Annotated in this window: 18 protein-coding genes and 3 tRNA genes; 11 read left to right on the top strand and 10 right to left on the bottom strand. The window is 61.2% G+C overall.

The genetic code is table 11. The features are described 5' to 3' along the window. Together J0L98_RS10055 and J0L98_RS10050 are read right to left on the bottom strand one after the other, a co-directional pair. Positions 1-581, bottom strand: a 581-nt coding sequence (locus J0L98_RS10055) for a U32 family peptidase (protein WP_296411624.1), incomplete at its 3' end; no start/stop codon positions are given. Positions 582-638: 57 nt separating this feature from the next. Beyond that, positions 639-1631 carry a DnaJ C-terminal domain-containing protein gene (locus tag J0L98_RS10050; RefSeq protein WP_296411622.1) on the bottom strand — a complete coding sequence of 331 codons (993 nt, stop codon included), beginning with the start codon at positions 1629-1631 and terminating at the stop codon, positions 639-641. A 92-nt stretch (positions 1632-1723) separates the two neighbouring features. Between J0L98_RS10050 and J0L98_RS10045 the strand changes: the two genes are divergently transcribed. Beyond that, positions 1724-2893, top strand: coding sequence for a hypothetical protein (locus J0L98_RS10045; protein WP_296411620.1), 1170 nt, complete (start codon positions 1724-1726; stop codon positions 2891-2893). Here the strand turns inward: J0L98_RS10045 and J0L98_RS10040 are convergent, their stop codons facing one another. The 3 genes from J0L98_RS10040 to J0L98_RS10030 all read right to left on the bottom strand — a co-directional run bounded on the left by J0L98_RS10040 (position 2894) and on the right by J0L98_RS10030 (position 7678). After that, entirely contained in the window at positions 2894-4429 is a 1536-nt protein-coding gene (locus J0L98_RS10040; protein ID WP_296411619.1) for a SpoVR family protein, read from the bottom strand. Next, positions 4426-5694 carry a YeaH/YhbH family protein gene (locus J0L98_RS10035; RefSeq protein WP_296411617.1) on the bottom strand — a complete coding sequence of 423 codons (1269 nt, stop codon included), beginning with the start codon at positions 5692-5694 and terminating at the stop codon, positions 4426-4428. The genes J0L98_RS10040 and J0L98_RS10035 overlap by 4 nt, the downstream gene beginning before the upstream one ends. A gap of 61 nt (positions 5695-5755) precedes the next feature. Then, positions 5756-7678: a PrkA family serine protein kinase gene (locus J0L98_RS10030; protein ID WP_296411614.1), complete on the bottom strand. Its 1923-nt coding sequence runs from the start codon at positions 7676-7678 to the stop codon at positions 5756-5758. A 380-nt stretch (positions 7679-8058) separates the two neighbouring features. Here J0L98_RS10030 and tig point away from each other — a divergent pair, with 380 nt between their 5' ends. From tig to J0L98_RS09985, 9 genes are all read left to right on the top strand, one after another. Next, positions 8059-9360 (top strand): trigger factor, encoded by a 1302-nt coding sequence (tig, locus tag J0L98_RS10025; protein ID WP_296411612.1) that lies wholly within the window; start codon positions 8059-8061, stop codon positions 9358-9360. Positions 9361-9381: 21 nt separating this feature from the next. Continuing rightward, positions 9382-10026, top strand: coding sequence for an ATP-dependent Clp endopeptidase proteolytic subunit ClpP (gene clpP / locus J0L98_RS10020; protein WP_296411611.1), 645 nt, complete (start codon positions 9382-9384; stop codon positions 10024-10026). A 38-nt stretch (positions 10027-10064) separates the two neighbouring features. Then, positions 10065-11336, top strand: a complete 1272-nt coding sequence (gene clpX / locus J0L98_RS10015; protein WP_296402964.1) for an ATP-dependent Clp protease ATP-binding subunit ClpX — start codon at positions 10065-10067, stop codon at positions 11334-11336. 86 nt (positions 11337-11422) lie between these two features. After that, positions 11423-13840: an endopeptidase La gene (gene lon / locus J0L98_RS10010; RefSeq protein ID WP_296411608.1), complete on the top strand. Its 2418-nt coding sequence runs from the start codon at positions 11423-11425 to the stop codon at positions 13838-13840. A gap of 106 nt (positions 13841-13946) precedes the next feature. Continuing rightward, positions 13947-14021: transfer RNA gene (locus tag J0L98_RS10005), tRNA-Arg, on the top strand. Positions 14022-14267: 246 nt separating this feature from the next. After that, positions 14268-14540, top strand: coding sequence for an HU family DNA-binding protein (locus J0L98_RS10000; protein ID WP_296402966.1), 273 nt, complete (start codon positions 14268-14270; stop codon positions 14538-14540). A 40-nt stretch (positions 14541-14580) separates the two neighbouring features. Continuing rightward, positions 14581-14656: transfer RNA gene (locus J0L98_RS09995), tRNA-Val, on the top strand. A 26-nt stretch (positions 14657-14682) separates the two neighbouring features. Continuing rightward, positions 14683-14759 (top strand) — tRNA-Asp (locus J0L98_RS09990). A 326-nt stretch (positions 14760-15085) separates the two neighbouring features. Further along, the gene (locus J0L98_RS09985; protein ID WP_296411606.1) at positions 15086-16993 is read left to right on the top strand and encodes a SurA N-terminal domain-containing protein; all 1908 of its coding nucleotides are present in this window, start codon (positions 15086-15088) and stop codon (positions 16991-16993) included. 97 nt (positions 16994-17090) lie between these two features. On the opposite strand, the gene fabI is transcribed toward J0L98_RS09985, so the two are convergent. Next, a complete protein-coding gene (fabI, locus tag J0L98_RS09980) occupies positions 17091-17885 on the bottom strand; it encodes an enoyl-ACP reductase FabI (RefSeq protein WP_296411603.1) in 795 nt (264 codons plus the stop codon). Positions 17886-17989: 104 nt separating this feature from the next. Between fabI and J0L98_RS09975 the strand changes: the two genes are divergently transcribed. Continuing rightward, positions 17990-20143 (top strand): ABC transporter substrate-binding protein, encoded by a 2154-nt coding sequence (locus J0L98_RS09975; RefSeq protein ID WP_296411601.1) that lies wholly within the window; start codon positions 17990-17992, stop codon positions 20141-20143. A 43-nt stretch (positions 20144-20186) separates the two neighbouring features. On the opposite strand, the gene J0L98_RS09970 is transcribed toward J0L98_RS09975, so the two are convergent. The 4 genes from J0L98_RS09970 to J0L98_RS09955 form a co-directional block, all read right to left on the bottom strand. Next, entirely contained in the window at positions 20187-20813 is a 627-nt protein-coding gene (locus J0L98_RS09970; RefSeq protein ID WP_296411599.1) for a hypothetical protein, read from the bottom strand. Between the two features lie 60 nt (positions 20814-20873). Beyond that, positions 20874-24017 (bottom strand): error-prone DNA polymerase, encoded by a 3144-nt coding sequence (locus J0L98_RS09965; RefSeq protein ID WP_296411598.1) that lies wholly within the window; start codon positions 24015-24017, stop codon positions 20874-20876. Between the two features lie 84 nt (positions 24018-24101). Beyond that, on the bottom strand, positions 24102-25946 hold the full coding sequence (locus J0L98_RS09960) for a S8 family peptidase (protein WP_296411596.1): 1845 nt from the start codon (positions 25944-25946) through the stop codon (positions 24102-24104). Continuing rightward, the gene (locus J0L98_RS09955) at positions 25943-26245 is read right to left on the bottom strand and encodes a hypothetical protein (protein WP_296411594.1); all 303 of its coding nucleotides are present in this window, start codon (positions 26243-26245) and stop codon (positions 25943-25945) included. The genes J0L98_RS09960 and J0L98_RS09955 overlap by 4 nt, the downstream gene beginning before the upstream one ends. Positions 26246-26293 lie beyond the last annotated feature (48 nt).

Raw genomic sequence — 26293 nt, 5'->3', positions numbered from 1 at the left:
CCCTGGTTGGGGTCCCGGTGGTTGAAGTAGCCGGAAAGCAGGCAGCGGCCCGAGTAGGCAATGCACAGGGCTCCGTGGATGAAGACTTCCAGTTCGGTATCGGGGCAGTCCTGGCGGATGCTGGCAATTTCATCGAGGGATAGCTCCCGGGACAGGATCACTCGGGAGATGCCGGCGGACTTCCAGAAACGCACCGCTGCAGCATTCACCGTGTTGGCCTGTACCGAGAGGTGGATGGGCATCTCCGGGAAGTTCTCGCGGACCATCAGGATGAGCCCTGGATCGGACATGATCAGGGCGTCGGGCTTGAGGGCGATGACCGGGGCGATATCCTTGATGAAGGTTTTGATCTTGGCGCCGTGGGGATAGATGTTGGCAACCACGTAGAAGTGTTTGCCCAGCGCCCGGGCCCGGTTGATGCCGTCGGCGAGGACCGGCAGGTCGCCGAAGTCGTTGTTGCGGACGCGCAGGGAATAGCGCGGCTGACCGGCATAGATGGCCGTTGCGCCGAAAGCGAAAGCGGTGTCGAGCATGGCCAGGGATCCGGCCGGTGCGAGGAGTTCTGGGGTCTTGAGGGGCATGAATCGGATGCTGATGGGGGTGAAGGGGCTGGCAAAACTTGTCGGCTGATCGCAATGTCAGCGATTCTGTTTGAGCGTGTCGCGCCAGCGGGCCAGGGCGGGGCTTTGGTCATCCAGTTGTTGATGGAGAACCTGGTCGGCCATGTCGAGCAGGGCTTTTTGTTCCTTGCTCAGGAAACGGGGGTAGTGCACCTGGAGGTGAGCAACAAGATCTCCGGCGTGGCGGCGGCCGCGGGCAGGGAAGCCCGCACCGGGCAGCCGGATCTCACCGGCGGTGGAGGATTCCGGCAGCAGGGCTTCCTGGACACCGCTCAGGGTGGGAACATCCACCACGCCACCGGCAAGCACCCGGAAGATGCTGACCGGCAAGTCCACGTGGATGTCCCGACCTTCGAGGCGAAAGAGAGGATGGGGCCGGGTGTGCAGGACGAGGTAGAGGTCGCCCGGCTCCCCGTCTTCGGGCGCGGGGCCACCCTGACCGGCAACACGGAGTTCCTCGCCAGGCATCATCGCGGGAGGAATGCTGACCGCGAGTTGCCGGTCCTGTGGATTCCAGCCACGGCCTTCACAGTCGGGGCAACGGTTGTCGGTGAAGTACCCCTTGCCCATGCAGGACGGACAGGATACGAGGCCACCTTCGCTGCGGACGCGTCCGCTGCCGTGGCAGGCACCGCACATGGTCGTCCGGCCGTAGCTGCGTCGTCCACTACCCTCGCAGGTCGTACAAGTCGCGCGCCCCTCCAGGGTAACCGTTACGATGCCACCAAACGCGGCTTCCTTGAGATCCAGTTCCACATCAAGGCGGTGGTCATCGCCCTTCGGACGCCGAGCCGGGGGCTTATCCTCAGCGTCCGCCGGGGGATCGGTTTCCCGCAGCCCGGTGAGATGCTCGAAGGCCTCCCGTGCAAGGCGGAATTGCTCGTGGGCCTGGGGATCGGCGTTGCGGTCAGGGTGCCAGCGCATGGCCAGCCGCTTGAAGGCGCGCTTGATCTCGGCCGCGCTGGCACTGGGGGGGATCCCCAGAATCTGGTGGAAATCGGGTTGGGACATTTCAGTATTCTAATCGGCACGGGCCGATTGATGGCCGAAACGGGGGATGCATGGGTGAACGTTGGCGTTTTCCGGGATGTTTGGGGCTGGTCTTGATCGGGCTCCTTCCCCTCGGGGTGGCGGCCGACACCTGGCGGGTCGGGCCAGACGAAGCGCTGCGGTCGGTTGCCGAGGCGGCTGCGCTGGCCCGGGATGGTGACAGCGTGGAGATCGTCGCAGCGACCTACGTGGACGACGTGGCTGTGTGGCCTCAGAAGCGCTTGACCATCCGTGGTGTGGGCGGTCGGCCGCGCCTTGTGGCGGCAGGACGTGTCGCGGAGGGGAAGGGAATCTGGGTGATGCGCGGCGATGAAGTGGTGGTGGAAAACATCGCTTTCGAGGGCGCGCGGGGGCCCAATCGCAATGGTTCGGGGATTCGCCATGAGGAGGGCGCACTGACGGTGCGCAACTGCGTGTTTCGCGACAATGAGATGGGCATCCTGAGTGCGAACAAGCTCTCGCTGAGCCTGGTGGTGGAAGACTCCGAGTTTTCCCACGGCGTCCTGGTGACGCCACGGATCAGCCATCTGCTCTACGCGGGACGGATGAGCCGGTTGGAGGTGCGAGGCAGCTACTTCCACCATGGCCGGGTCGGACATCTGCTGAAGAGCCGGGCCCGGGTGAATCTGATCGAATACAACCGCCTCACCGACGAGGCTGAAGGGCAGGCCAGCTACGAGATGGACTTTCCCGATGGCGGACAGGTCTTCCTGATCGGCAACCTGGTCAGACAGTCAGTGGGTACCGAAAACCGGCGCATGATCTCCTTCGGCGCGGAGGGTTTGCAGCATGACGACAATGTGCTGGTCCTCGCCAGCAATACGCTGGTGGATGACGTGCCGGACGGCGGTGAGTTTGTGGCCGTGTGGTCGCCCGAGCGGGTGAAGGTGGTGGCGGTGAACAACCTGCTGGTGGGGGGCTGTTTCGGCAGCTTCTGCCCGGATGCGGTGTTCCGGCGTAGCCTGCCTGATACCTCGGGCGAGACGGCCGCGGTGGAGGGCGAGGGAAATCTGCAGGTGGTTGGAGTGGGCACGCGGGCGGAGCTTGAGGCACGAGGTTTTCGCCCGGTGGCGGGGAAGCCCTGGAGGGTGAAGCCTGCAGGGCCTGAAGGGTTTCGTGGGTGGACGCTTGTTCCATCTCGGGAATACACCCCGCGCGTCGGAACCCGGACGCTGCCCGGCACTGGGAGGCGGATCACGGTGCCGGGCGCTTTTCAGCCTTAGTCAGTTCTTGTCTGTCTTGCGCCTGTCCTGGTGGCGTTCATACAGGACTTCGATACGTCCATCCTCGTGGGCGACTTCCATCTTTACGGCAAAACCCCACAGGCGTGCGACGTGCTTGATGACCTCGTCGGCGGCGTCGCTCAGGGGGCGGCGCAGGTAGGCCTGGTGACGCAGGGTGAGGGAGCGGTCGCCACGCAGGTCCACGTTCCAGACCTGCAGGTTGGGTTCGCGGCTGCCAAGGTTGTAGTTGTCGGAGAGGATCTCGCGCACCTTGCGGTAGCCCGCTTCGTCGTGGATGGCCGAGACCTTGAGTTTGCCTTCATGGTCGTCATCCAGAATTGCGAACAGGCGGAAATCACGCATGACCTTCGGTGACAGGAACTGGGCGATGAAGCTCTCATCCTTGAAGTTGCGCATGGCGAAATCGAAGGTTTCTCGCCAGTTGCTGCCGGCGATGTCCGGGAACCAGTAGCGGTCTTCGTCGGTGGGGTGCTCGCAGATGCGCTGGATGTCCTGCCACATGGCAAAACCGAGGGCGTAGGGGTTGAGGCCCCGATACCAGGGCTCGTTGTAGGCCGGCTGATAGACGACATTGGTATGGGAGTGGAGAAACTCCATCATGAAGCTGTCGGTGAGCAGGCCTTCGTCAAAAAGGGTGTTGATGAGCGTGTAGTGCCAGTAGGTGGCCCAGCCTTCGTTCATCACCTGGGTCTGCCGCTGCGGAAAGAAGTACTGGCCGATCTTGCGCACGATGCGCACGACTTCCCGTTGCCAGGGCTCGAGGAGCGGCGCGTTCTTCTCGATGAAGTAGAGCAGGTTCTCCTGGGGCTCGGGTGGAAAGCGCCGGGTTTCGACGGCCTGGGTCTTGATCTGCTGGGTGGGCAGGGTGCGCCACAAGTCGTTGACCTGGCTCTGAAGGTATTCGGCCCTTTCGCGCTGCCGGGTGAGCTCCTTGGTCAGGGACAGCTTGGCAGGGCGCTTGTAGCGATCGACCCCCACATTCATCAGGGCATGACAGGAGTCGAGGAGGAGTTCCACTTCTTCCTCGCCGTAGCGCTCCTCACACTCGCTGAGGTAATTGCGGGCGAAGAGCAGGTAGTCAACGATGGCGTCGGCGTTGGTCCATTGCCGGAAAAGGTAGTTGCCCTTGAAGAAGCTGTTGTGACCGTAGGCGGCATGGGCAATCACCAGGGCCTGCATCGTCATGGTGTTTTCTTCCATGAGGTAGGCGATGCAGGGGTTGGAGTTGATGACGATCTCGTAGGCCAGGCCCATCTGCCCGCGCCGGTAGCCTTTTTCGGTCTGCAGGAAGCTCTTGCCGAAGGACCAGTGGTGGTAATTCACCGGCATGCCCACGGACGAGTACGCGTCCATCATCTGCTCGGACGTGATCAGCTCGATCTGGTTGGGATAGGTGTCCAGCCCGTAGTCGCGCGCCACCCGGTCGATCTCGGCGTGGTAGGCCTCGATGAGTTCGAAGGTCCATTCGCCCGGAGCCGGAAGGGGCTGCTTGCGCTTCTGTCTTTTGGCGCTCATGCGAGTTTCTTTTTGAAGAGTTCGCGGAATACCGGGTAGATGTCCGGCAGGCCTTCAATGTGCTGCATGGCGAAGTTGGCGTGGGCGCCCACCAGCTTTTCGTATTCGCGCCAAAGGTTCTGGGGCTCGCCCGGGGTGATCTCGATATAGGCGAAATACTGGAGGAAGGGCAGGATTGCGGTGGAAAGCAGTTCGCGGCAGTGGGGTGAATCGTTCTCCCAGTTGTCGCCGTCGGAGGCCTGGGCGCCGTAGACGTTCCAGGCGCCATTGAGGTAACGCTGGTGCAGGATCTCCTTCATCAGCTCAATGGCGCTGGAAACGACGGTGCCGCCGGACTCCCGGGAGTGGAAGAAATCTTCCTCGTTCACTTCCTTGGCGACGGTGTGATGGCGGATGAAGACCACCTCGATGTGTTCGTAGGTACGGGTGAGGAAAAGATACAGAAGCATGAAGAAGCGTTTGGCGGTGGCCTTCTTGCCCTCATCCATGGAGCCAGACACGTCCATGATGCAGAACATCACTGCCTGGGTCGTCGGCTTGGGGATCTTGATCCGGTTGTTGTAGCGCAGGTCGAAGCTGTCAATGAAGGGGATGGCTTCGATCTTGGCCCGCAGGATGCCGATCTCATCCTTGAGACGGATGATCTCCGGGTCGTCTTCCGGGTGGGTTTCGAGCAGTTCGGCGATCTGCTTTTGCAGCTCCCGCAGGCGCCCCTGATAGGGGGAGGCAAGGGCCAGACGACGCCCCAGCGCGCCGCGCAGGGAGCGCACCACGTTGATGTTTGCTGGCGTGCCGTCGTTGGTGAAGCCGGCACGCTGGTTCTTGTATTCCTGAATGCGGGCAAGCTGGGTCTTGACCAGATTGGGGAGCGCCAGATCGTCGAAGAATACGTCCAGGAACTCCTCGCGGGAGAGGTTGAAGACAAAATCGTCTTCCCCCTCGCCGTCCTTGCTGGCCTTGCCCTTGCCGGATCCGCCACCCCCGCCGCCTTGCGGGCGGTTGATCTGGTCGCCGGAGGAAAACTGGTCATTGCCGGTGAACACGGTTTCCCAGATGCCGCCCCGGCCGTGATGGAACTGGGGTTCGGACAAGTCCTTCGAGGGAATGGAGACACTTTCGCCATTGTCCAGATCCTTGATGGAGCGACCGGCAATGGCGTCTGCCACGGCCTCGCGGATCTGGCCCTTGAAGCGGCGCATGAATCGCTGCCGGTTCACAGCACTCTTGTTCTTGCTGTCGAACCGGCGGTCGATGATACGTACCATTCGAGCCTCCCGAATCAGCTACGTAGGCAGCCCGCCAACGGGCGGGCGAGCCGGTGGGGCTTCACGATGACTTGCGGACGCGCAAGTACCATTCGCACAGCAGGCGGACCTGCTTCTCGGTGTAGCCCTTCTCGATCATGCGGTTGACGAAGTTCTGGTGCTTCTTCTGGTCGTCGCCGCTGGCCTTGGCATTGAAGCTGATGACCGGCAGCAGATCTTCGGTGTTGGAGAACATCTTTTTCTCGATCACCGCACGCAGCTTTTCGTAACTCGTCCAGCTCGGGTTCTTGCCCGCATTCTTGGCGCGGGCGCGCAGCACGAAGTTGACCACCTCGTTGCGGAAATCCTTGGGATTGCTGATTCCGGCCGGCTTCTCGATCTTTTCGAGTTCGTCGTTGAGGGCATTGCGGTCGAGGATCTCGCCGGTGTTCTGATCCCGGTATTCCTGGTCCTGGATCCAGAAGTCCGCATAGGTGACGTAGCGGTCGAAGATGTTCTGCCCGTACTCGCTGTAACTCTCCAGGTAGGCCGTCTGGATCTCCTTGCCGATGAACTCGGCGTAGCGGGGGGCGAGGAACTCCTTGATGAAGGCGAGGTACTTGGCTTCGTGCTCGGGCGGGTACTGCTCCTGGGCGATCTGTTGTTCCAGCACATACATCAGGTGCACGGGGTTGGCGGCCACTTCTCGGTGGTCGAAGTTGAAGACCTTGGATAGCACCTTGAAGGCAAAGCGGGTGGACAGACCGGTCATGCCTTCATCGACGCCGGCGTAATCGCGGTACTCCTGATAGCTCTTGGCCTTGGGGTCGGTGTCCTTCAGGTTCTCGCCGTCATAGACACGCATCTTGGAGAAGAGACTCGAGTTCTCAGGCTCCTTGACCCGGGACAGCACGGCAAACTGGGCCGTCATGCGCAGGGTGTCGGGGGCGCAGGGTGCCTGGGACAGGGAGCTGTGGGCGAGGAGCTTGTCGTAGATGCGGATCTCGTCGGAAACGCGCAGGCAGTAGGGCACCTTGACGGTGTAGATCCGGTCGAGGAAGGCCTCGTTGTTGCGGTTGTTGCGGAAGGCCACCCATTCGGACTCATTGGAGTGGGCCATCACGATGCCATCAAACGGAATTGCACCGAAACCTTCCGTGCCCTTGTAGTTGCCTTCCTGGGTGGCGGTAAGGAGGGGGTGCAAGACCTTGATGGGCGCCTTGAACATCTCGACGAATTCGAGCAGCCCCCGGTTGGCCAGGCACAGGCCGCCGGAGTAGGAGTAGGCGTCCGGGTCATCCTGGGAGAATTGCTCGAGCATCCGGATGTCGATCTTGCCGACCAGGGAAGAGATGTCCTGATTGTTTTCGTCGCCCGGTTCGGTCTTGGCCACGGCGATCTGGCGCAGTACCGAGGGGCGCAGCTTGACCACCCGGAAACGGGTCACATCGCCGTTGAATTCATGCAGGCGTTTGACCGCCCACGGGCTCATGATGGTGTTGAGGTAACGCCGGGGGATTCCGTAGTCGTCCTCGAGAATGGCGCCATCCTCTTCAGGGCTGAACAAGCCGAGAGGTGACTCGTGCACCGGGGATCCCTTGATTGCGTAGAAGGGGATCTTTTCGACCAGCGTCTTGAGCTTTTCTGCAAGAGAGCTCTTGCCGCCGCCGACCGGACCCAGGAGGTAGAGGATTTGTTTCTTTTCCTCCAGACCCTGCGCTGCATGTCGGAAATACGACACGATGTGCTCGATTGACTCCTCCATTCCGTAGAAGTCACGGAAGGCGGGATAGATCTTGATCATCTTGTTGGAGAAGATGCGCGACAGACGCGGATCCAGTCGGGTGTCGACCAGTTCCGGTTCGCCGATGGCCTGCAGCATGCGCTCTGCTGACGTTGCGTAGGCCATGGGATCGGTCTTGCAGAGTTCCAGGTATTCCTGGACCGACATTTCCTCTTCCCGGGCAGACTCGAAACGGGCCTGGAAGCTGGTGAAGATACTCATCTCATGTCTCCTGGGGCACATGCCCGGGCCAGGCGCCGGGCTCGCCATCGCTCTTCCGTGTAGAAAACGGCTCAATCCCTGAATGCTTTAGAACTCCCTTTTCAGGTGCAGCTATCAGATGAAACGGGAGCACCCTCATTTCAACCCATCTGATATCCAAAACGCGAGGGGAGTTCCACCTCCGCACAAGCAGTTTTTCACACCTCGGGGCTGGAAGCCAAGCGCCGGCGCGGGGGCTGCGAGCGGATTCAGGGGCTGTGTTAGACTAAAGGTTTTTCCGACGACCTCACGAAGGGATTTTTCCGGGAGGCACACGTTTTGCTACGTGTCTCCTGTCCTGTTCGTAAGGCGTTTTTGTTAAGACCGATCAGGGAATTTTCATGAGCAATCAGGTTACCGTGAGCGCGCTGGAGCGCCGTATCGACATGTCCGTGCCGTTGGCCGAAATCGACAAGGATGTGGAAGCCCGTCTGAAGAAGATGGCCCGCACCGTCAAGATGCCGGGGTTCCGCCCGGGCAAGGTCCCCTATCGCATGGTCGCCCAGTCCTACGGCCCGCAAGCCCGTTCCGAAGCCATTGGTGCCGCGGTTGAGAAGGCGCTGGGCGAGCAGATCCGTGCGCAAAGTCTGCGTGTGGCGGGGTACCCCAATATCGAGCCGAAGGATGCTTCCGGTACCGATGCCCTCGAATTCACCGCCGTGTTCGAGGTCTACCCGGAAATCGTGATTGCCGATGTGAGCGCCCAGGAAGTGGAGCGTCCCCAGTTGTCCGTGACTGACGCCGAGGTGGACAAGACGCTTGATGTCCTGCGCAAGCAACGCACCACTTTTGTGCCTGTCGAGCGTGCCGCCCAGGACGCTGACCGTGTCGTGGTGGATTTCACCGGCCGCAAGGACGGTGAAGAGTTCGAAGGTGGCAAGGCCGTGGATTTCGCCTTTGTCATCGGCGGTGGACAGATGCTCAAGGATTTCGAAACCGCGGTGCTGGGCCTCGTCGCGGGCGAAAGCAAGACCTTCGACATGACCTTCCCGGCGGATTACCACGCTACTCATCTGGCCGGCCAGACCGTTCAGTTTGAAGTGGTCCTGAAGAAGGTCGAAGAGCCCAAGCTCCCCGAAGTCGATGCCGAGTTCGCCAAGTCCCTGGGCATCGTCGATGGTGACGTGGCCAAGATGCGTGAAGAAGTGAAGGCCAATCTGGAGCGTGAAGTGAAGCGTCGCATCCAGGCCAAGGTCAAGGAGCGCGTTATGAACGTGCTGATCGAGACCCACCCGATTGAAGTGCCGAAGGCGCTGGTCGAGCAGGAGTCCGCCCAGCTCGCCGAGAACGCCAAGAAGGATTTCGAAGCGCGTGGCATGAAGACCAAGGATCTGCCGATCGAGCCCGCCTGGTTTGCCGAACAGGCCGTGCGTCGCGTCAAGCTGGGCCTGATCATGTCCGAGCTGGTCAAGTCGAAGGAACTGCACGCCAAGCCCGAACAGATCCGCGCGATCATCGAAGATTTTGCGGCCAGTTACGAAGACCCGAGCGAGGTCGTGAGCTGGTATTACTCTCAACCCCAGCGCCTGGCCCAGGCCGAAGCGCTGGTGATTGAGGACAATGTGGTGCAGTGGGTCGTCAGCAACACCAAGACGACCGATGTCACTGCATCTTTTGACGACTTGATGGGTAATGCGGCTTAATCCCGCAGAAAGCGACGGCAAATGAATCCCCTGACACCCCCGAATTCTCGTAGTGACTGGGATCCGGTCGGCCTCGGCCTGATTCCGATGGTTGTCGAACAGAGCGGTCGCGGTGAACGCTCCTACGACATCTATTCGCGCCTGCTCAAGGAGCGGGTGGTGTTCCTGGTGGGGCCGGTCAATGACGTGACGGCCAACCTGATCGTCGCCCAGTTGCTGTTCCTTGAATCGGAAAATCCGGACAAGGACATCTACTTCTACATCAACTCTCCGGGTGGTTCCGTTACGGCGGGCATGGCGATCTACGACACCATGCAGTTCATCAAGCCGAACGTCAGCACCCTGTGCATCGGGCAGGCGGCCAGCATGGGCGCCTTCCTGCTCGCGGCTGGTGAGAAGGGCAAGCGCTTCTCCCTGCCCAACTCCCGCATCATGATCCATCAGCCCCTTGGCGGGTTCCAGGGCCAGGCTTCGGATATCGAAATCCACGCCCGTGAAATCCTGTCTCTGCGTGCCAAGCTCAATGCCATGCTGGCAAAACACACAGGCCAGCCCGTGGAGAGCATCGAAAGGGATACCGACCGTGACAATTTCATGTCCGCGGAAGAGGCTGTGCGCTATGGTCTGGTGGACAAGGTTCTGACCAGCCGCAGTGAAGTGGCTTGATCATCCCCTAGCTTCAGATACAGAGAGAAAGGTCAGTAATGGCGGACAAGAAAACGAGCGGAGAGAAGCTGTTGTATTGCTCGTTCTGCGGCAAGAGCCAACACGAGGTCCGCAAGCTGATCGCGGGTCCGTCCGTGTTCATCTGTGATGAGTGCATCGAGCTGTGCAACGACATCATCCGCGATGAAATCAGTGCAGATACCGGCGGCGCCAAGGGCGTGAAGGGCGAGCTTCCGTCACCCAAGGAAATCAGCGCGATACTCGACCAGTACGTAATCGGTCAGGCGTCGGCCAAGCGGATTCTTTCGGTGGCGGTGTACAACCATTACAAGCGGCTGCGTCATCTCTCCAAGACGCATGACGAGGTCGAGCTGTCCAAGAGCAACATCCTGCTGGTCGGTCCCACCGGATCGGGCAAGACGCTGCTTGCCCAGACGCTTGCCCGCCTGCTCAATGTGCCCTTCGTGATGGCAGATGCAACGACGCTCACTGAGGCCGGCTACGTGGGTGAAGATGTCGAAAACATCATCCAGAAGCTGCTGCAGAAATGCGACTACGAGGTGGATAAGGCGCAGCAGGGCATCGTCTATATCGACGAGATCGACAAGATCTCCCGCAAGTCGGACAACCCGTCCATCACCCGTGATGTCTCGGGTGAAGGTGTGCAGCAGGCTCTCCTCAAACTCATTGAAGGCACCATCGCCTCGGTGCCGCCGCAAGGGGGGCGCAAGCATCCGAACCAGGATTTCGTGCAGGTGGATACCACCAACATCCTGTTCGTATGTGGTGGTGCGTTCGACGGTCTCGACAAGGTGATCCGCAATCGGACCGAGAAGTTCGGTATCGGCTTCGGCGCAGAAGTGAAGAGTCGCGAGAACAAGAATGTGTCCGAGGCGCTGCTTGAAGTCGAGCCCGGCGATCTGATCAAGTTCGGTCTGATCCCCGAGCTGATTGGTCGTCTTCCCGTGGTGGCGACCCTGCAGGAGCTGGATGAAGAAGCCCTCATCCAGATTCTTGTCGAGCCCAAGAACGCGCTGATCAAGCAGTATCAGAAACTGTTTTCAATGGAAGGCGTCGAACTCGAAGTGCGCCCGGCGGCCCTGCAGGCGATTGCCCGCAAGGCACTGAAGCGCAAGACGGGTGCCCGTGGCCTGCGTTCGATTCTCGAAGGCACGCTGCTGGATACGATGTACGAACTGCCCTCCATGGAAAACGTTTCCAAGGTAGTGATCGACGAAGGCATGATCGATGGTGGCACCAAGCCGATCCTGATCTACGCTGATCAACCCAAGGTCTCCGGCTCCAACTGACATCGAGCAGAAGTTTTTGGCTGGACTGCTTGAATTGATGTCACTAGGGCCCCATATGGGGCCTTAGTGCCTTTAAAGGAAAAATCATGTCGAGCACGCTTGACCTCCCCGAAGAACTGATCGAACTCCCGCTACTGCCGCTGCGCGACGTGGTGGTGTTCCCGCACATGGTGATCCCGCTGTTCGTGGGTCGCCCCAAGTCCATCAAGGCGCTCGAGAATGCGATGGAAGCCGGCAAGAGCATTCTGCTGGTGGCCCAGAAGTCCGCAGCCAAGGATGAGCCGTCCGCCGAAGATCTGTACGATCTTGGCTGCATCGCCAATATCCTCCAGATGCTCAAGCTGCCGGACGGCACTGTGAAGGTGCTTGTCGAAGGTGTGCAGCGTGCCCGCGTGGTGTCTGTTGAAGATTTGCGCACGTTGTTTGTTGCCAAGGCCAGCCCCATGCCGGCCGCTGAGGCACCGAACAACGAAGTTGAGGCCATGCGCCGGGCGATCATCAGCCAGTTCGATCAGTACGTTAAGCTCAACAAGAAGATTCCTCCCGAGATCCTCAGCTCATTGTCGGGCATTGAGGAGCCGGGCCGGCTGGCGGACACCATCGCAGCCCACCTGCCTTTGAAGCTCGAGCAGAAGCAGGAAATCCTCGAGATGCTGGATGCGGGCGAGCGCCTCGAGCGCCTGCTCAACCAGCTCGAGACGGAGCTGGACATCCTCCAGGTCGAAAAGCGCATCCGTGGCCGCGTCAAGCGCCAGATGGAAAAGAGTCAGCGCGAGTACTACCTGAACGAACAGGTCAAGGCCATCCAGAAGGAACTCGGCGAAGGCGAAGACGGCGCCGATCTGGAGGAGATGGACAAGAAGATCAAGTCTGCCGGCATGACCAAGGAGGCCATGGCCAAGGCCCAGGCCGAGCTTAAGAAGCTGCGTCTGATGTCGCCCATGTCGGCCGAAGCCACCGTGGTGCGGAACTACATCGAGACCCTGGTCGGCCTGCCGTGGAAGAAGAAATCCCGCATCAGCAAGGATCTGGCCGAGGCTGAAAAAGTGCTGGATACCGAGCACTACGGCCTCGAGAAGGTCAAGGAGCGCATCCTTGAGTATCTCGCTGTGCAACAGCGTGTGGACAAGCTCAAGGCCCCGATCCTGTGCTTGGTCGGCCCCCCGGGTGTCGGCAAGACCTCCCTCGGTCAGTCGGTGGCCCGCGCCACCAACCGCAAGTTTGTGCGCATGAGCCTGGGCGGTGTGCGTGACGAAGCCGAGATCCGTGGCCACCGTCGCACCTACATCGGCTCGATGCCCGGCAAGATCCTGCAGAACATGTCCAAGGTTGCCGTGCGCAATCCGCTTTTCCTGCTGGATGAGGTGGACAAAATGGGGCAGGACTTCCGCGGCGATCCGTCCTCGGCTCTGCTTGAGGTGCTGGACCCCGAGCAGAACTCGACCTTTGTCGATCATTACATCGAGGTCGAGTACGACCTGTCCGACGTGATGTTCGTGGCAACGGCCAACACCCTCAACATCCCTGCGCCGCTGCTGGATCGTATGGAGCTGATTCGTTTGTCCGGCTACACGGAAGACGAAAAGGTCAACATCGCCCAACGCTATCTTGTTCCGAAGCAAATGAAGAACAACGGGATCAAGCGTGAGGAGCTGTCGGTCACCGAAGACGCGATCCGCGACATTGTCCGTTTCTACACCCGTGAGGCGGGGGTTCGGGGGCTCGAGCGCGAGATCTCGAAGGTCTGCCGCAAGGTCGTGAAGGCCTTGGTGCTGGGCAAACGCAAAGCCAAGGTGGTGGTCAATTCCAAGAACATCGACAAGTACCTGGGTGTGCACAAGTACAGCTTTGGCGTGGCCGAGAAGGAGAACCAGATCGGTCAGGTGACCGGGCTGGCGTGGACCGAAGTGGGTGGTGAACTGCTGACTGTCGAAGCCGTGGCCCTGCCGGGCAAGGGCAAGATCATGACGACCGGCAAGCTGGGCGAGGTGATGCAGGAGTCCATCCAGGCCGCACTTTCCGTGGTGCGTCGTCGCTCAAAGTCGCTGGGGATCCAGGAGGATTTCTACCAGAAGTCGGATATTCACATCCATCTGCCCGAGGGTGCCATTCCCAAGGACGGTCCGTCCGCAGGTATCGCCATCTGTACGGGTCTGGTTTCGGTTCTGACCGGTATCCCTGTCCGTTGCGATGTTGCAATGACGGGTGAAATCACCTTGCGTGGTGAAGTGCTGCCCATCGGCGGTCTCAAGGAGAAGCTGCTTGCTGCCGTACGCGGCGGCATCCGCATCGCGCTGATTCCGCAGGAGAACGTCAAGGATCTCACCGAGATTCCTGACAACGTCAAGAACGGTCTTGAGATCATCCCCGTGAAGTGGATTGATCAGGTGCTGGAGCACGCACTGGCGCGCATGCCGGAAGCGTTGCCCGATGTGCCTGTGGGTGACGCGGCAGTGGCATCGCCGACGGAGCCGCTGGTGAATGGTGAGTTCGTCAAGCACTGAAACCCGTTGTTGATCCGAAAAGCCGGCAGATCTGCCGGCTTTTCGCTGTGCATGGGTACGTGATCATGGCATTCTGTTTGTTGCGCAGTTAGAATGCCGCGCTTCGCTCTCCGTAGTTCAATGGATAGAACGAGCGCCTCCTAAGCGCTAGATACAGGTTCGATTCCTGTCGGGGGGACCAGTCGGTTTCCTGTTTCCCTGCTGCGATGACTGAAAGCCCGCGTATGCGGGCTTTTTTCAGGGCTTTCTCATCGCGGGAGTGCTTCTTTTCGCCCATTCGGTGCGACTCGGTTCCTTGACATCCCGTTTTTTAGCGCGTTATATAAAGACCATCAGTGGCCTTTGCGTGTCTTGAAAGACGTTCGGTTTTTTTGGCGGTTGATGTCGGAGTGTCCTGTTTGTCAATTTCCATAACGAGGGGGCGAGTATGAATAAATCCGAGTTGATTGATCAGATTGCGGCAGAAGCCGAGATTTCCAAGGCAGCAGCAGGGCGAGCACTTGATGCGGCGGTGGCGGCGGTGAAGCAGACCCTGAAGAAGGGGGGAACCGTGACCTTGGTAGGGTTCGGAACGTTTCATGTGGGCAAGCGCGCTGCGCGTGCGGGGCGCAATCCGCGTACCGGCGCAACAATCAAGATCAAGTCAGCAAAAATTCCTAAATTCAGACCTGGCAAAGCGCTTAAAGATGCGCTAAACTAATTGGCTGTTGATTTCGCTGGTTCTCTCCAGCGAAATGATCGGGTGCTTAGCTCAGTTGGTAGAGCGTCGCCCTTACAAGGCGAATGTCGGCGGTTCGACCCCGTCAGCACCCACCACCTTGATTCAGGTGGCTGGTCAGTTTGGAGTGGTAGTTCAGTTGGTTAGAATACCGGCCTGTCACGCCGGGGGTCGCGGGTTCGAGTCCCGTCCACTCCGCCAATTCAAGTGTTTGATGTCAAAAAAAGAGGCCGCAGATGTGGCCTTTTTTTGTTGTCGCCCATGGCGTTGAATGTCGTGGTTTATCTTGATGTGTTCCGGACTTGGCTGCAGGACTTGTTCGTCAATCCGGCAGCAGGTAGACTTCCGTCGCTTTGATCGTGCGGCTTTGGATCGGGAAGCCGGCTGCGATCAGGGTGCGTGAATTGACCTGGCAGCAGAGCGGCGCTTGAATAGCTGTCGCACTTCATTAGGCGAACGCAAGTTCGCCTTTTTTGCATTTGTCGTTCAATAGTTCATCCGCCGTATGCAGCAACCGAGGATCCAGCATGTTTGACGCCGTACGCAACAACAAGAGGATTGTTCAGATCTTCCTGCTTCTCATCACGCTTCCTTTCGCTTTCTGGGGTGTTGATTCCTACGTCAAGAATGCGGGCAGTGGTGGCGAGTTGGCTTCGGTTGGTGGCACTCCCGTTTCCCAGCTGGACTTCCAGCAGGCCATGCGCGAGCAGCAGGAGCGACTGCGCACCGCGATGGGCGAGAACTTCAATCCGGCGATACTGGAGACGGTCGAGGCGCGCAAGGCTGTTCTGGACAATCTGATCAACCAGCGTCTGCTCGCTCTGGATGCCGCTCAACGGCGTCTGAGCGTTTCTGATCAGCAGATGCGGGAGACGATTGCGGGCATTCCTGCATTTCAGGAGAACGGTCAGTTCTCCCTGCCGCGTTATGAGGCAGTTCTCAAGGCTCAGGGCATGGGCCAGCCGACGTTTGAGACCCGTCTTCGCAACGATCTTGCGCTGAAGCAGGTTGTTGCTGCGGTTGCCGAGGGGACGATTGTTTCAGGGGCCTCCGCTGAACGCGTTTTCGCTGTTCAGTTCGAGGAGCGTCAGGTCAGCGAAGTCCGCCTTGGTGCCCAGCAATATGCTGCTTCCGTCAAACTGGCCGATGGGGCGGCTCAGAAGTTCTACGACACCAACCGTAGTCGGTTCGAGATTCCCGCCCAGGTTCGTGTTGAGTATCTGGTGCTCAGCCAGGAGGCACTTGCCGGGCAATTGAGTTTGAGCGACGCGGATTTGCGCAAGGAGTACGACGCCCATCCGGAGCGCTTCCGGCAAGGCGAGGAGCGGCGTGTCAGCCATATTCTGATTCAGGCCCGCAAGGATGCTGGTGAGGCCGAACTCAAGGCCGCCCGGGAGAAGATTGAAGGTCTGCTCGTGAAGGTGAAGGCCAGCCCGGCTGATTTTGCCAAGCTTGCCAAGGAGAACTCGCAGGATCCGGGTTCTGCCGAGAGAGGCGGTGACCTGGGCTTCTTCGGACGTGGCGCAATGGTCAAGCCATTCGAGGAGGCGGCTTTCGGTCTGGCCAAAGAGGGAGACGTGTCGGGGGTGGTGCAGTCGGATTTTGGATTCCACATCATCAAGCTTGCTGGGGTAAAGGCGGAGCAGGTCCGGCCTTTCGAGGATGTCCGCAACGAGCTCGCGGCCGAGCTCAAAAAGGTCGAGGCCGGCCGCAAGTTTGCGGAGTTGGCGGAAGGCTTCACCAACATGGTGTATGAGCAGGCGGACAGCCTCAAGCCCGCTGCGGAGAAGTACAAGCTTGCGGTTCAGACCAGTGGTTGGTTTGCGCGAAATGGCAAGGCGCCTGCGCCCTTCGACAACGAAAAGCTTGTCGCGGCTGTGTTTTCCGATGACTCACTGAAGAACAAACGTAATACCGATGCTGTTGATGTGGGCAAGGGCGTTCTCGTTGCGGCCAGAGTCCTTGAGTCCAAGCCTGCCGCCTTGCGCCCGTTTGACGAGGTCCGTGCCGATATCGAGAAGATGCTTGTCCAGGAAGAGGCCGCCGTGCTTGCCGAAAAGGATGGCGAGAAGAAGCTGGCTCAGCTCGCCAAGGGGGACGCAGTGCCTCTCGAGTGGGGGGCTTCCCGTCCGGTCAAGCGGATGGAGCAGGGTTTCCCGCCCGAGATCCTGCGGACGATCTTCCGGGCTCCTGCTGACAAGTTGCCAAGCTACGCGGGCGCAAAGCTTCCCGGCATGGGTTACGTGGTCTTTCGTGTCGAGAAGATTACCCGCCCGACCGCGGCGGGGGCCGACGATCCCCGTCTTCAGGCCATCAAGCAGCAATATGCACGCCTGCAGGCCGAGCAGGACTTTGCGGCCTATCTGTCGGTACTGCGCAAGCGCCATGGCGTGACGGTCAACGCGGCCATGCTGGAGAGCACCAAGGACAAGTGATTGGCATGGCATCAAAAAAAGGCCCCGGTTGATCCGGGGCCATTTTTTTGACTTGTGCGCCTAGCGCAGGCGCATTTCGGAAGTCACGGAATCCCGCTCAGCTACCTTGGTCGGGGTTGCCGAGTGCCGTGATGTTGAAGCCGCCATCCACGTACATGATTTCGCCGGTAATGCCACTGGCGAGGCTGGAGCACAGGAAAGCCGCGGCATTACCGACTTCCTCGATGGTGACATTGCGGCGCAGTGGTGCATTGCGCTCGTTGAAGGCCAGCAATTTGCCAAAGCTGCCAATGCCGGAGGCTGCGAGGGTCTTGATCGGGCCGGCAGATACGGCATTGACGCGCGTGCCTTCGGGGCCGAGGCTGACGGCCATGTAGCGCACAGCTGCTTCGAGGCTGGCTTTTGCAAGGCCCATGATGTTGTAGTTGGGCATGGTGCGTTCAGCACCGAGGTAGGACATGGTCAGCATGCAGCCATTGCGACCCTTCATCATCGGGCGGGCTGCCTTGGCAAGGGCGGGAAAACTGTAGGCGCTGACCTCATGGGCAATGCGAAAGGCTTCGCGGCTTGCGCTGTCGAGGAAGTCGCCTTCCAGCGCCTCACTCGGAGCGAAGGCGATCGAATGAACAAGCGCATCGAGACCATCCCATTGCTGGCCGAGCCGATCGAAGAGACTGGCAATTTCGTCGTCGCTCTGCACGTCGCAGGGATAAACCTGCGTACTGCCGAATTCGGCAGCCATTTTGGTGACACGTTCCTGAAAGCGTTCGTTCTGGTAGGTGAAGGCGAGTTCGGCACCTTCCCGGTGCATGGCTTTTGCGATCCCGTAGGAGATCGAGCGGTTTGACAGCAATCCGGTGATCAGAATGCGTTTGCCGGCGAGAAAGCCCATGTAAGGTGTCTCCAGTGAATAACCCTTTAATTATAACGGATGCTTTCTCGGGCGCGTGTTGTCGCGGATTTCAGCACATCCGGTAGACTGAGGACATGCGCGCGATGACTCGATACCTTGCAAGCTTCCTCCTGGCTACCATGGCGACAGGCTGTGGCCAGGTCTGGAATGATCCCTATCCGGCAGCCGAGCGGGGCGAGAATATTCTTTATTCCGCCTTCACCCAGCGTCCCAAGCATCTCGACCCGGTGCAGTCCTACAGTGAGGATGAGGCGACTTTCCTCTATCAGATCTACGAGCCGCCGCTGCAGTATCACTACCTCAAGCGACCGTTCCAGCTCGGCACTGCGACGGCCCGGGCGATGCCGGTCGTACGTCAATACGATGAGACCGGCCATCTGCTGCCTGCAGATGTCGACCCGGCGAAGGTGGCCCGCAGCGAGTACGAGATTCAGATCCAGCCGGGTATCCGTTACCAGCCTCATCCTGCCTTTGCCACCGACAGTTCCGGAAAGCCGGTCTATCTCGATCTTGGCCCGGACGCTCTGGCCGGAAAGCGCAACCTTGGCGACTTCCCGCTGACGGGTACGCGAGAGCTGACTGCCGAGGACTACGTCTATCAGATCAAGCGTCTGGCCCATCCGAGACTGCATTCACCGGTGCTTGAGCTGATGGGGGACTACATCATCGGCTTGAAGGATCTCCATGCGCTGCTTGTGGCCGGCGAGAAGGCCAGCAAGGAGAAGCCGGGCTGGATCGATCTGCGCAGTTATCCGATGAGCGGTGTGGAGGTGGTGGATCGCTACACTTACAGGGTCCGGATCAAGGGCGCTTATCCCCAGTTTCCCTACTGGTTGGCCATGCCTTTCTTTGCGCCGGTCCCCTTTGAAGTGGACCGCTTTTTCTCACAGCCCGGCATGGCCGAGCGCAATCTGACCCTTGACTGGTGGCCGGTCGGTACCGGCCCCTACATGCTGCAGGAAAACAATCCCAACGCCCGCATGGTGTTGGTGAGAAACCCCAATTACCACGGCGAGACTTATCCCTGCGAGGGGGAGGAAGACGACAAGGCGGCCGAACTGTTGAGGGATTGCGGAGAGCCGCTTCCCTTCATCGACAAGGTGGTGTTTACGCGGGAGAAGGAGAGCATTCCCTACTGGAACAAGTTCCTGCAGGGTTATTACGACGCCTCGGGGGTGTCATCGGATAACTTTGACCAGGCGGTCCAGATGGGGGGGCAGGGTGACGTCACGCTCAGCGACGAGATGGTCGCCAAGGGAATCAGGCTCAACACGTCCGTGGCGCCGACCGTGATGTACATGGGTTTCAACATGCTTGACCCGGTGGTGGGAGGCAACAGTGAGCGTGCACGCAAGCTGCGCCTTGCCATCTCGATTGCGATCGACCAAGAGGAGTTCATTGCTGTTTTCCAGAATGGTCGGGGCGTTCCCGCGATGCATCCGATTCCGCCGGGGATCTTCGGTTACCGCGCCGACAAGGCGGGGATCAACCCCCACGTTTATGACTGGGTCGATGGTCGGCCGCAGCGCAAGTCCGTTGAGGAGGCCCGACGCCTGCTGGCCGAGGCGGGCTATCCTGCCGGGCGGGATGCCAGGACAGGTGAGCCACTTGTGGTCAATCTGGACACAACGGGCGGTGGCATGGGCGACAAGTCCACCGTAGATTGGCTTTCCAAGCAATTCCGCAAGCTGGATGTTCAACTCGTGGTTCGTGCGACGGATTACAACCGCTTCCAGGACAAGATCCGCAAGGGCAATGCACAACTGTTTTACTGGGGGTGGAATGCCGACTATCCGGACCCTGAGAACTTCCTGTTCCTGCTTTATGGCGCCCAGGGCAAGGTCAAGAGTCAGGGTGAGAATGCGGCCAACTACGAGAACGCCGAGTACGACCGCTTGTTCGAACGCATGAAAGCCATGCCCGACGGCCCCGAGCGGCAGGCGATCATCGAGCGCATGCTGGGCATTTTGCAGCATGACGCGCCGTGGGTTTGGGGGCTCTACGAGAAGGCCTACACCTTGCAGCATGGCTGGCTGCTCAATCGCAAGCCGGGCAAGATCATCCGTAACAGTCTCAAGTATCAGCGCATCGATGTGGCCGAGCGTCAGCGCCTGCGGGCGGAGTGGAACCGGCCGGTGGTCTGGCCGTTGATTCTGGTTGGCTTGCTGGGGGGGGCGGTGGTGGCACCGGCGGTGATCCACTATCGGCGGAGGGAGCGGGCCGGGGCTGGTGGCTGAGCGTGGCGCTGCCCCCAGGTGCGGTAGTTCGGTACCCGATTGCTCAGCGGGACGGGAGCAGGCCTTCCGACTTCAGTTTCCCCCCCACCAGGGTGATGAGTTCCTCCACTACCTGGGCGGATGATCTTGGATTCAGGGTTTCACTGACTGCTGTCCATACCGGCTTGCCTTCCGGCAGGCGGTACAGCAGGGTTTCGACGACCACCGTGGTGTTATCTACGGTATAGGCCGGCGTGGTGTAGACGTAGGGGTAGAAACTGTAGAAGGAACCAAAGCGGGGGCCGAAACGCCGGAACATCGGATCGTAGGCGTATTGGGTCTGAGCGGGCACGACGGTCTGGGACTTGTCTACAGACACCAGTCGGGAGAGCAGGGCAGCATCAAAGCCCTGTTCTTTCAGGCGGGCCCGGACTTCCTCGGTTTCAAGCTTCGGGTCAAGGTTGAGGGTGTGGCCAGCCGTGGCGCTGGTGCCCGGGGGGATCGACTGCAGCACCCGGTTCTCTGCCATTCGGCGCAGGTTGTCGTCTTTTACCGAAACAAAAACCACCAGCTTGCGTGGAGTGGTACCCAAGTCGGTCCCGTCGCGCCAAGTGGATCTGAGGGTTGAACTGGCGCATCCGGTGAGCAGGATTCCTGTAACAAGCAGGGCGATGATGCGTTGAAGTGTCATGGCGGTCTCCGGTGCCGGATGTTCTGTGCATCGCGTCAGACCGCAAGATTAGCCCAGGATTCAATGAAAATCGTGGCTTCGTGGCGCGAGCCGGCCTAGCTGGCTTGAGCGGTCGACGACCCGCTTGGCATGGAGATGCACCACGCTGCCCTGGCGGGTGATCTGCCCATAGACACCCAGCAGGCGCGCACCCAGCAGGATCTGCCGCTCGGCCTCGAGGAGCTCCGGCCGGACGATCACATTGACCCAGCCGGTTTCGTCTTCCAGGGTGACGAACAGGGTGCCCTTGGCCGTGCCCGGGCGTTGGCGACAGGTGACGATGCCGGCGGCCCGGGCCAGCTTGCGATCAGGGCAGATGGCGATCTCGGCCGCACTCAGGAAGCGTTCCGCATGCAGCAGGCCACGAAGAAAACTGAGGGGGTGGCGTCCCAGGCTGAAGCCCAGCCGTGCGTAATCGGCGACCACTTCCTGGGTCTCGTCAGGGGCCGGCAAGGGTGGCAGGGTCTCGGGAACGGGGATTCCCCAGAGCAGTTCCGGAGCGGTCTGGCAGCCGGCAGCGGCCCAACACGCCTGATGACGGTGGCCCGCCAGCGTCTGCAGGGCCCCCGCGTTTGCCAGTGCCCTGAGTTCCGTGGCCGACAGAGCGGCACGTCGGGCCAGATCCTCGACATCCTGGAAAGGGTGCATGCGTCTGGCTTTGGCAATGCGTTCGGCCGCTTCGCGGTTGAATCCCTTGACCAGACATAAACCAAGGCGGGCGGCCGGATGCGCGGGGTCGGAGGAGGAGGGTGCCTGGGTACACTCCCAGTCACTCCAGGCCGCATCTGCCGGCAACACCTCTACGTGATGGCGACGGGCATCCTGAATCAGTTGGGACGGCCCATAGAAACCCATGGGCTGGCTGTTGAGCAGCCCGCACAGGAAGGCGGCCGGTTCGAAGCACTTGATCCAGGCTGATACGTACACCAGCAGGGCGAAGCTCGCAGCGTGGGATTCCGGAAAGCCATAGCTCCCGAAGCCCTGGATCTGGCGTCCCAGGGCTTCAGCAAAGTCGGCGCTGTAACCCCGGGCCAGCATGCCAGCAGCGAGCTTGTCCTGATAGCGGGTCAGTTCTCCCTTGCGACCCCAGGCGCCCATGGCCCGGCGTAGCTGGTCGGCCTCGCCGGCCGTGAAACCGGCTGCGACCATGGCCAGTTGCATCACCTGCTCCTGGAAGATCGGCACGCCATGGGTCCGGCGCAGCACCGGCTCGATTTCGGGCCGAGGGTAGATGATCGGCTCTCCCCGGGCCAGTGTGTCCCGGGCCGTGAGGTAAGGGTGAACCATGCCGCCCTGGATCGGGCCTGGCCGCACGATGGCGACCTCCACCACCAGATCGTAATAGCAGCGTGGGCGCAGGCGCGGCAACATGCTCATCTGGGCCCGGGACTCAACCTGGAAGACGCCCATGGCGTCAGCCTCGCAGAGCATGTCGTAGACCTCCGCCTCGTTCCGGGGGATGTCACTCATTTTGAAGGTGCACTGCCGCCATTTCCCGATCAGCGCCAAACTGCGGCGGATCGCGGACAGCATGCCGAGGGCGAGTACGTCCACCTTCAGCAGTCCCAGTGTTTCCAGGTCATCCTTGTCCCACTGGATGACGGTGCGGCCTTCCATGGCTGCATTTTCCACGGGCACCAGCTCGGACAGGGGCCCCCGGGAGATCACGAAGCCGCCCACGTGCTGGGACAGATGCCGGGGAAAGCCGATGAGCCCATTGGCCACGTCGAGCAACTGCTTGATCTGTGGATTGTCGGGGTCGAGGCCTGCTTCGCGAATTCGTTCGGGGGCGATCCGGAGGCCATCCCACCAGGCCAGACGGCGGACGATCAGGTCCAGCTGGCCGCTATCTAACCCCAGTGCGCGGCCCGCATCACGCAGGGCGCTGCGCGGACGGTAGCGGATCACGGTGGCGGCCAGGGCGGCCCGATCGCGGCCATACTTGGCGTAGATGTACTGGATGACTTCTTCGCGCCGGTCGTGTTCGAAATCCACATCGATGTCGGGTGGCTCATTGCGCTCCCGGGAGATGAAACGCTCGAACAGCAGGCTGGCTTCAGCCGGTGCCACTTCGGTGATTCCCAGGGCGTAGCAGACGACGGAATTGGCTGCCGATCCCCGCCCCTGACACAGGATGTCCTGGCTGCGGGCAAAGCGCACGATGTCTTCGACCGTGAGGAAAAAGGCCTCGTAACGCAGCTCGGCAATCAGGGCCAGCTCCTTGTCCACCTGCTGGCGGATACCCTCCGGCAGAGGGGCGTTGCCGGAGGCCCAGGCCGGGTAGCGATGACCCAGCCCCTGTTCCACCAGGGCCCGTAGATGGCTTGCAGCCGTAGCCCCGGGAGGGACGATTTCTTCCGGGTACTCGTAGCGCAGCATGTCCAGGTTGAAATGGCAGCGTGCCGCGATCCGCAGGGATTCGGCCAGCCATGCCTCCGGATGGCGCAGACCCAGCACTTCACGGGGCAGTAGATGCGCCTCGCCATTGGGGGCCAGACGATAGCCGGCTTCGTCCAGACTGCAACGGTGACGCAATGCCCCCAGCACATCGGCCAGAGGCTTGCGTTCCGGGCTGTGCATCAGAGGCGCACAGGTGCTCACCACGGGGATGTCAGCCCTGCTGGCGGCATCGCTAATCCAGCGGCAGCGCCAGGCGTCGTCAGGCCCCAGGGTCAGGGAGGCCGCCAGCCAGCTTGAACCCGGAAAGCACCCGGCCAGCCAGCGGGCATCGGCGGCCAATGCATCGATTCCGCCATCGGCCGAATCAGGGGGGAGCAGCAGGGCCAGGCAACCGGGCACACCGCCTGCCAGATCGCTGCGTTGCAGGTGATAAGCACCCTTTGCGGCGGCGCGTCGCCCCGTGCTGATCAGTTTGGACAGGCCACCGTAAGCTGCCCGGTCGGTGGCGATTAATACCAGCCGGGGGCCATCCGCGAGCTGTAGTGACGTGCCGATCAGGAGTTGCAGGGTATCCGGCTGCCGCCGCCATTGGGCGTGGGCCCGGACCACGCCGGCCAGGGAGCATTCGTCGGTGATCGCCAGGGCAGAGTAGCCCAAGGCGGTGGCCTGGGCGACCAGCTCCTCCGGATGCGAGGCGCCGGTCAGAAAGCTGAAGTTGCTGCGGCAGTAGAGCTCGGCAAAAGCCGGAAGGGAAGATGATTTCATGGAGTGACTGTATAAATAAACAGTCATCCAATCAAGTCTTCCCTTCCTGTCCCGGTGAGGGTCGGAGATCGTGCCCGTCCGGGGTCAGTCCTTCAGGTGTCGTCCTGCAGCCAGGGCAGCCAAAGCAAGAAAGGTCATCAGGCTGGCGGGATCAAGGGCACCGCCACCGCCGCCGGAGGACTTGACCGCCACGGACTGCACCTCGAAAGTCGCCTGCCCGGTGCCCTGGCGCCCGCTGTCATCGGTAACGGTCAGACCCACCACGTAGGTGCCTGCCACAGGGGCCGTGAAGGAGGGGGCGGCGACGCTGTCGGAACTGAAACTCCCGCTACCGGGCCCGCTGATCTGGATCCACTTCCAGGTGACCAGGCGGGCTCCACCCGTGGCTGCGCTGCCGCCGCCGTCAAGGCTGAAGGCCGTGCCCACCACCCGGGAGGCGGCGACGCCGATGCTGACGGAAGGGTTGGCTGCCGCGACAGCCGCCGTCACCGCCGAGCCCGTGTTGAGCATGCCCGCTCCGCAGGTGGTGGTGGTGCAGTTGCACTGGCCATCGGTGGAGGTGAGGGGGCAGGTGGGCAGTGTGCTGTCCAGCGGGAAGGGGGTGGCGCTGCTCTTGATCAGCGCGCCCACATCGGCTTCCGTCAGTGCCGGGTTGGCCGCCAGCATCAGCGCCGCGGTACCGGCCACCAGCGGTGTGGCGAAACTGGTGCCCACGGTGCTATCCCCCGTCCCGGTATAGGTGTTTGCCGTGGGGCTCGTGCTGCCCTGGTTGGTTGGGTTGATAAAGGGGAACAGGCAGGGTTGCCCTACCTGGACATTCACGCAGTTGCCGGCCGGAGCGCTGATCCCCACCTCCACACCGTGGCTTGAGTAACCCACTTTGGTGCCCACATGGCGGATACCGGCTACGGCAAGCACCCCGGGGCAGTTGGCAGGCTCGTTGACGGCGCCCGATTCGTTGCCGGCCGCCGCGACGATGAGCGTGCCGGCGGCCCTGATCTCGGCAATGGCCGAGCGATAGGCGGCGCTACAGGTGCCGGCTCCGGCGAGACTCAGGTTGATGACCCGGGCCGGCGTAGGATTGCTGGGCACCCCGGGTACGCTCAAGCCAGCCGCCCAGCGCATGCCCGCGATGATGTCCGAGTCGAAGCCACCGCACTTGCCGAGTACGCGGACGGGCAGTACACGGGTGGCGCCCCCTATGCCGGCAACACCCCGGGAGTTGTTGGTTTCGGCCGCCAGAATGCCGGCCACCTGGGTGCCGTGCCAACTGCTGCCTTGCACGCTCAGGGTGCCGCACAGGGCGGTCAGGGCGGCATTGTTGCGGTCGGCCGCCGAGACGTAGTCCCCCGGGTCGGAAGCATCGGCATCCCGGCCGCTCTGGCCATCGTTGGCATTGAGATCATCGGTGATGAAGTCGTAGCCCGCCACCAGGCGGGGGGCCAGATCCTCGTGATCGAAGCGCACGCCAGAGTCGACTACGGCCACCACCACCTTGCTGCTGCCACTGGTCATGTCCCAGGCGGCCTGGGCATTGGTGGCCGCGAGGCGGGTGGTATCGGGCGCCTGCAGGTACCACTGGAATCCGTACAGGGGGTCGTTGGGCAGGGCGCTGATCTTCTTGATACGGTCAGGCACCGCGTATTCCACGTCGGCATCTCCGGCCAGTCTTGCGGCCAGCGCCTCCGATGTCAGGCCGCTGGCGCGCATGACGTGCAGATCCCGACCGGGCTGGCTGACCATGTGCGCCCTCAATCCCATCCGCGTGCCGAGGGTTTCGACGCGACCCGCGGCCTGGATCTGCTTGAGCATGGAGCTGGCCTTGAGTTTGACGATCACCCGGGCTTCGAGGCTGTCGGCGGCCTGGGTGAATGACGGTACGGCAACCAGGGCGCACAGGGCCAGGCCGATTCTCGAGAGCATGGTCATTGCGAATCCTTTCCTCTGTCGATGCTGACGTAGTCGATTCCGGGCTGGCCTCGCAGCGCGTCCAGCACCTGGCCGCAGGCCGGATCGACCTGGGGGCACGTCAACCGGTAGCTGTGGCTGCGGGACGAGAGACTGCTGACAAAGCGGGCATCGGTTGCACCCGCCTTCTTCAGTCTCTCCAGGGCTTCGGGAGCATCGCCGGGTGTGGCGAGGGTGAAGCCGACGATCACGGACCGGGTTGAACCGCCGCTCAGGGGGGCTGCGGCGCAGGCTGTGATGGCAAGCAGAAAGGGCAGCAACAGCCCGCTTCGGCAGAGGTGCGATGTCAAAATGGTTTCCCCGGAAGG

This window comes from Zoogloea sp. (assembly GCF_017302315.1).
Lineage (GTDB): Bacteria > Pseudomonadota > Gammaproteobacteria > Burkholderiales > Rhodocyclaceae > Zoogloea.
This window is presented reverse-complemented; position numbering and strand designations above follow the sequence as displayed.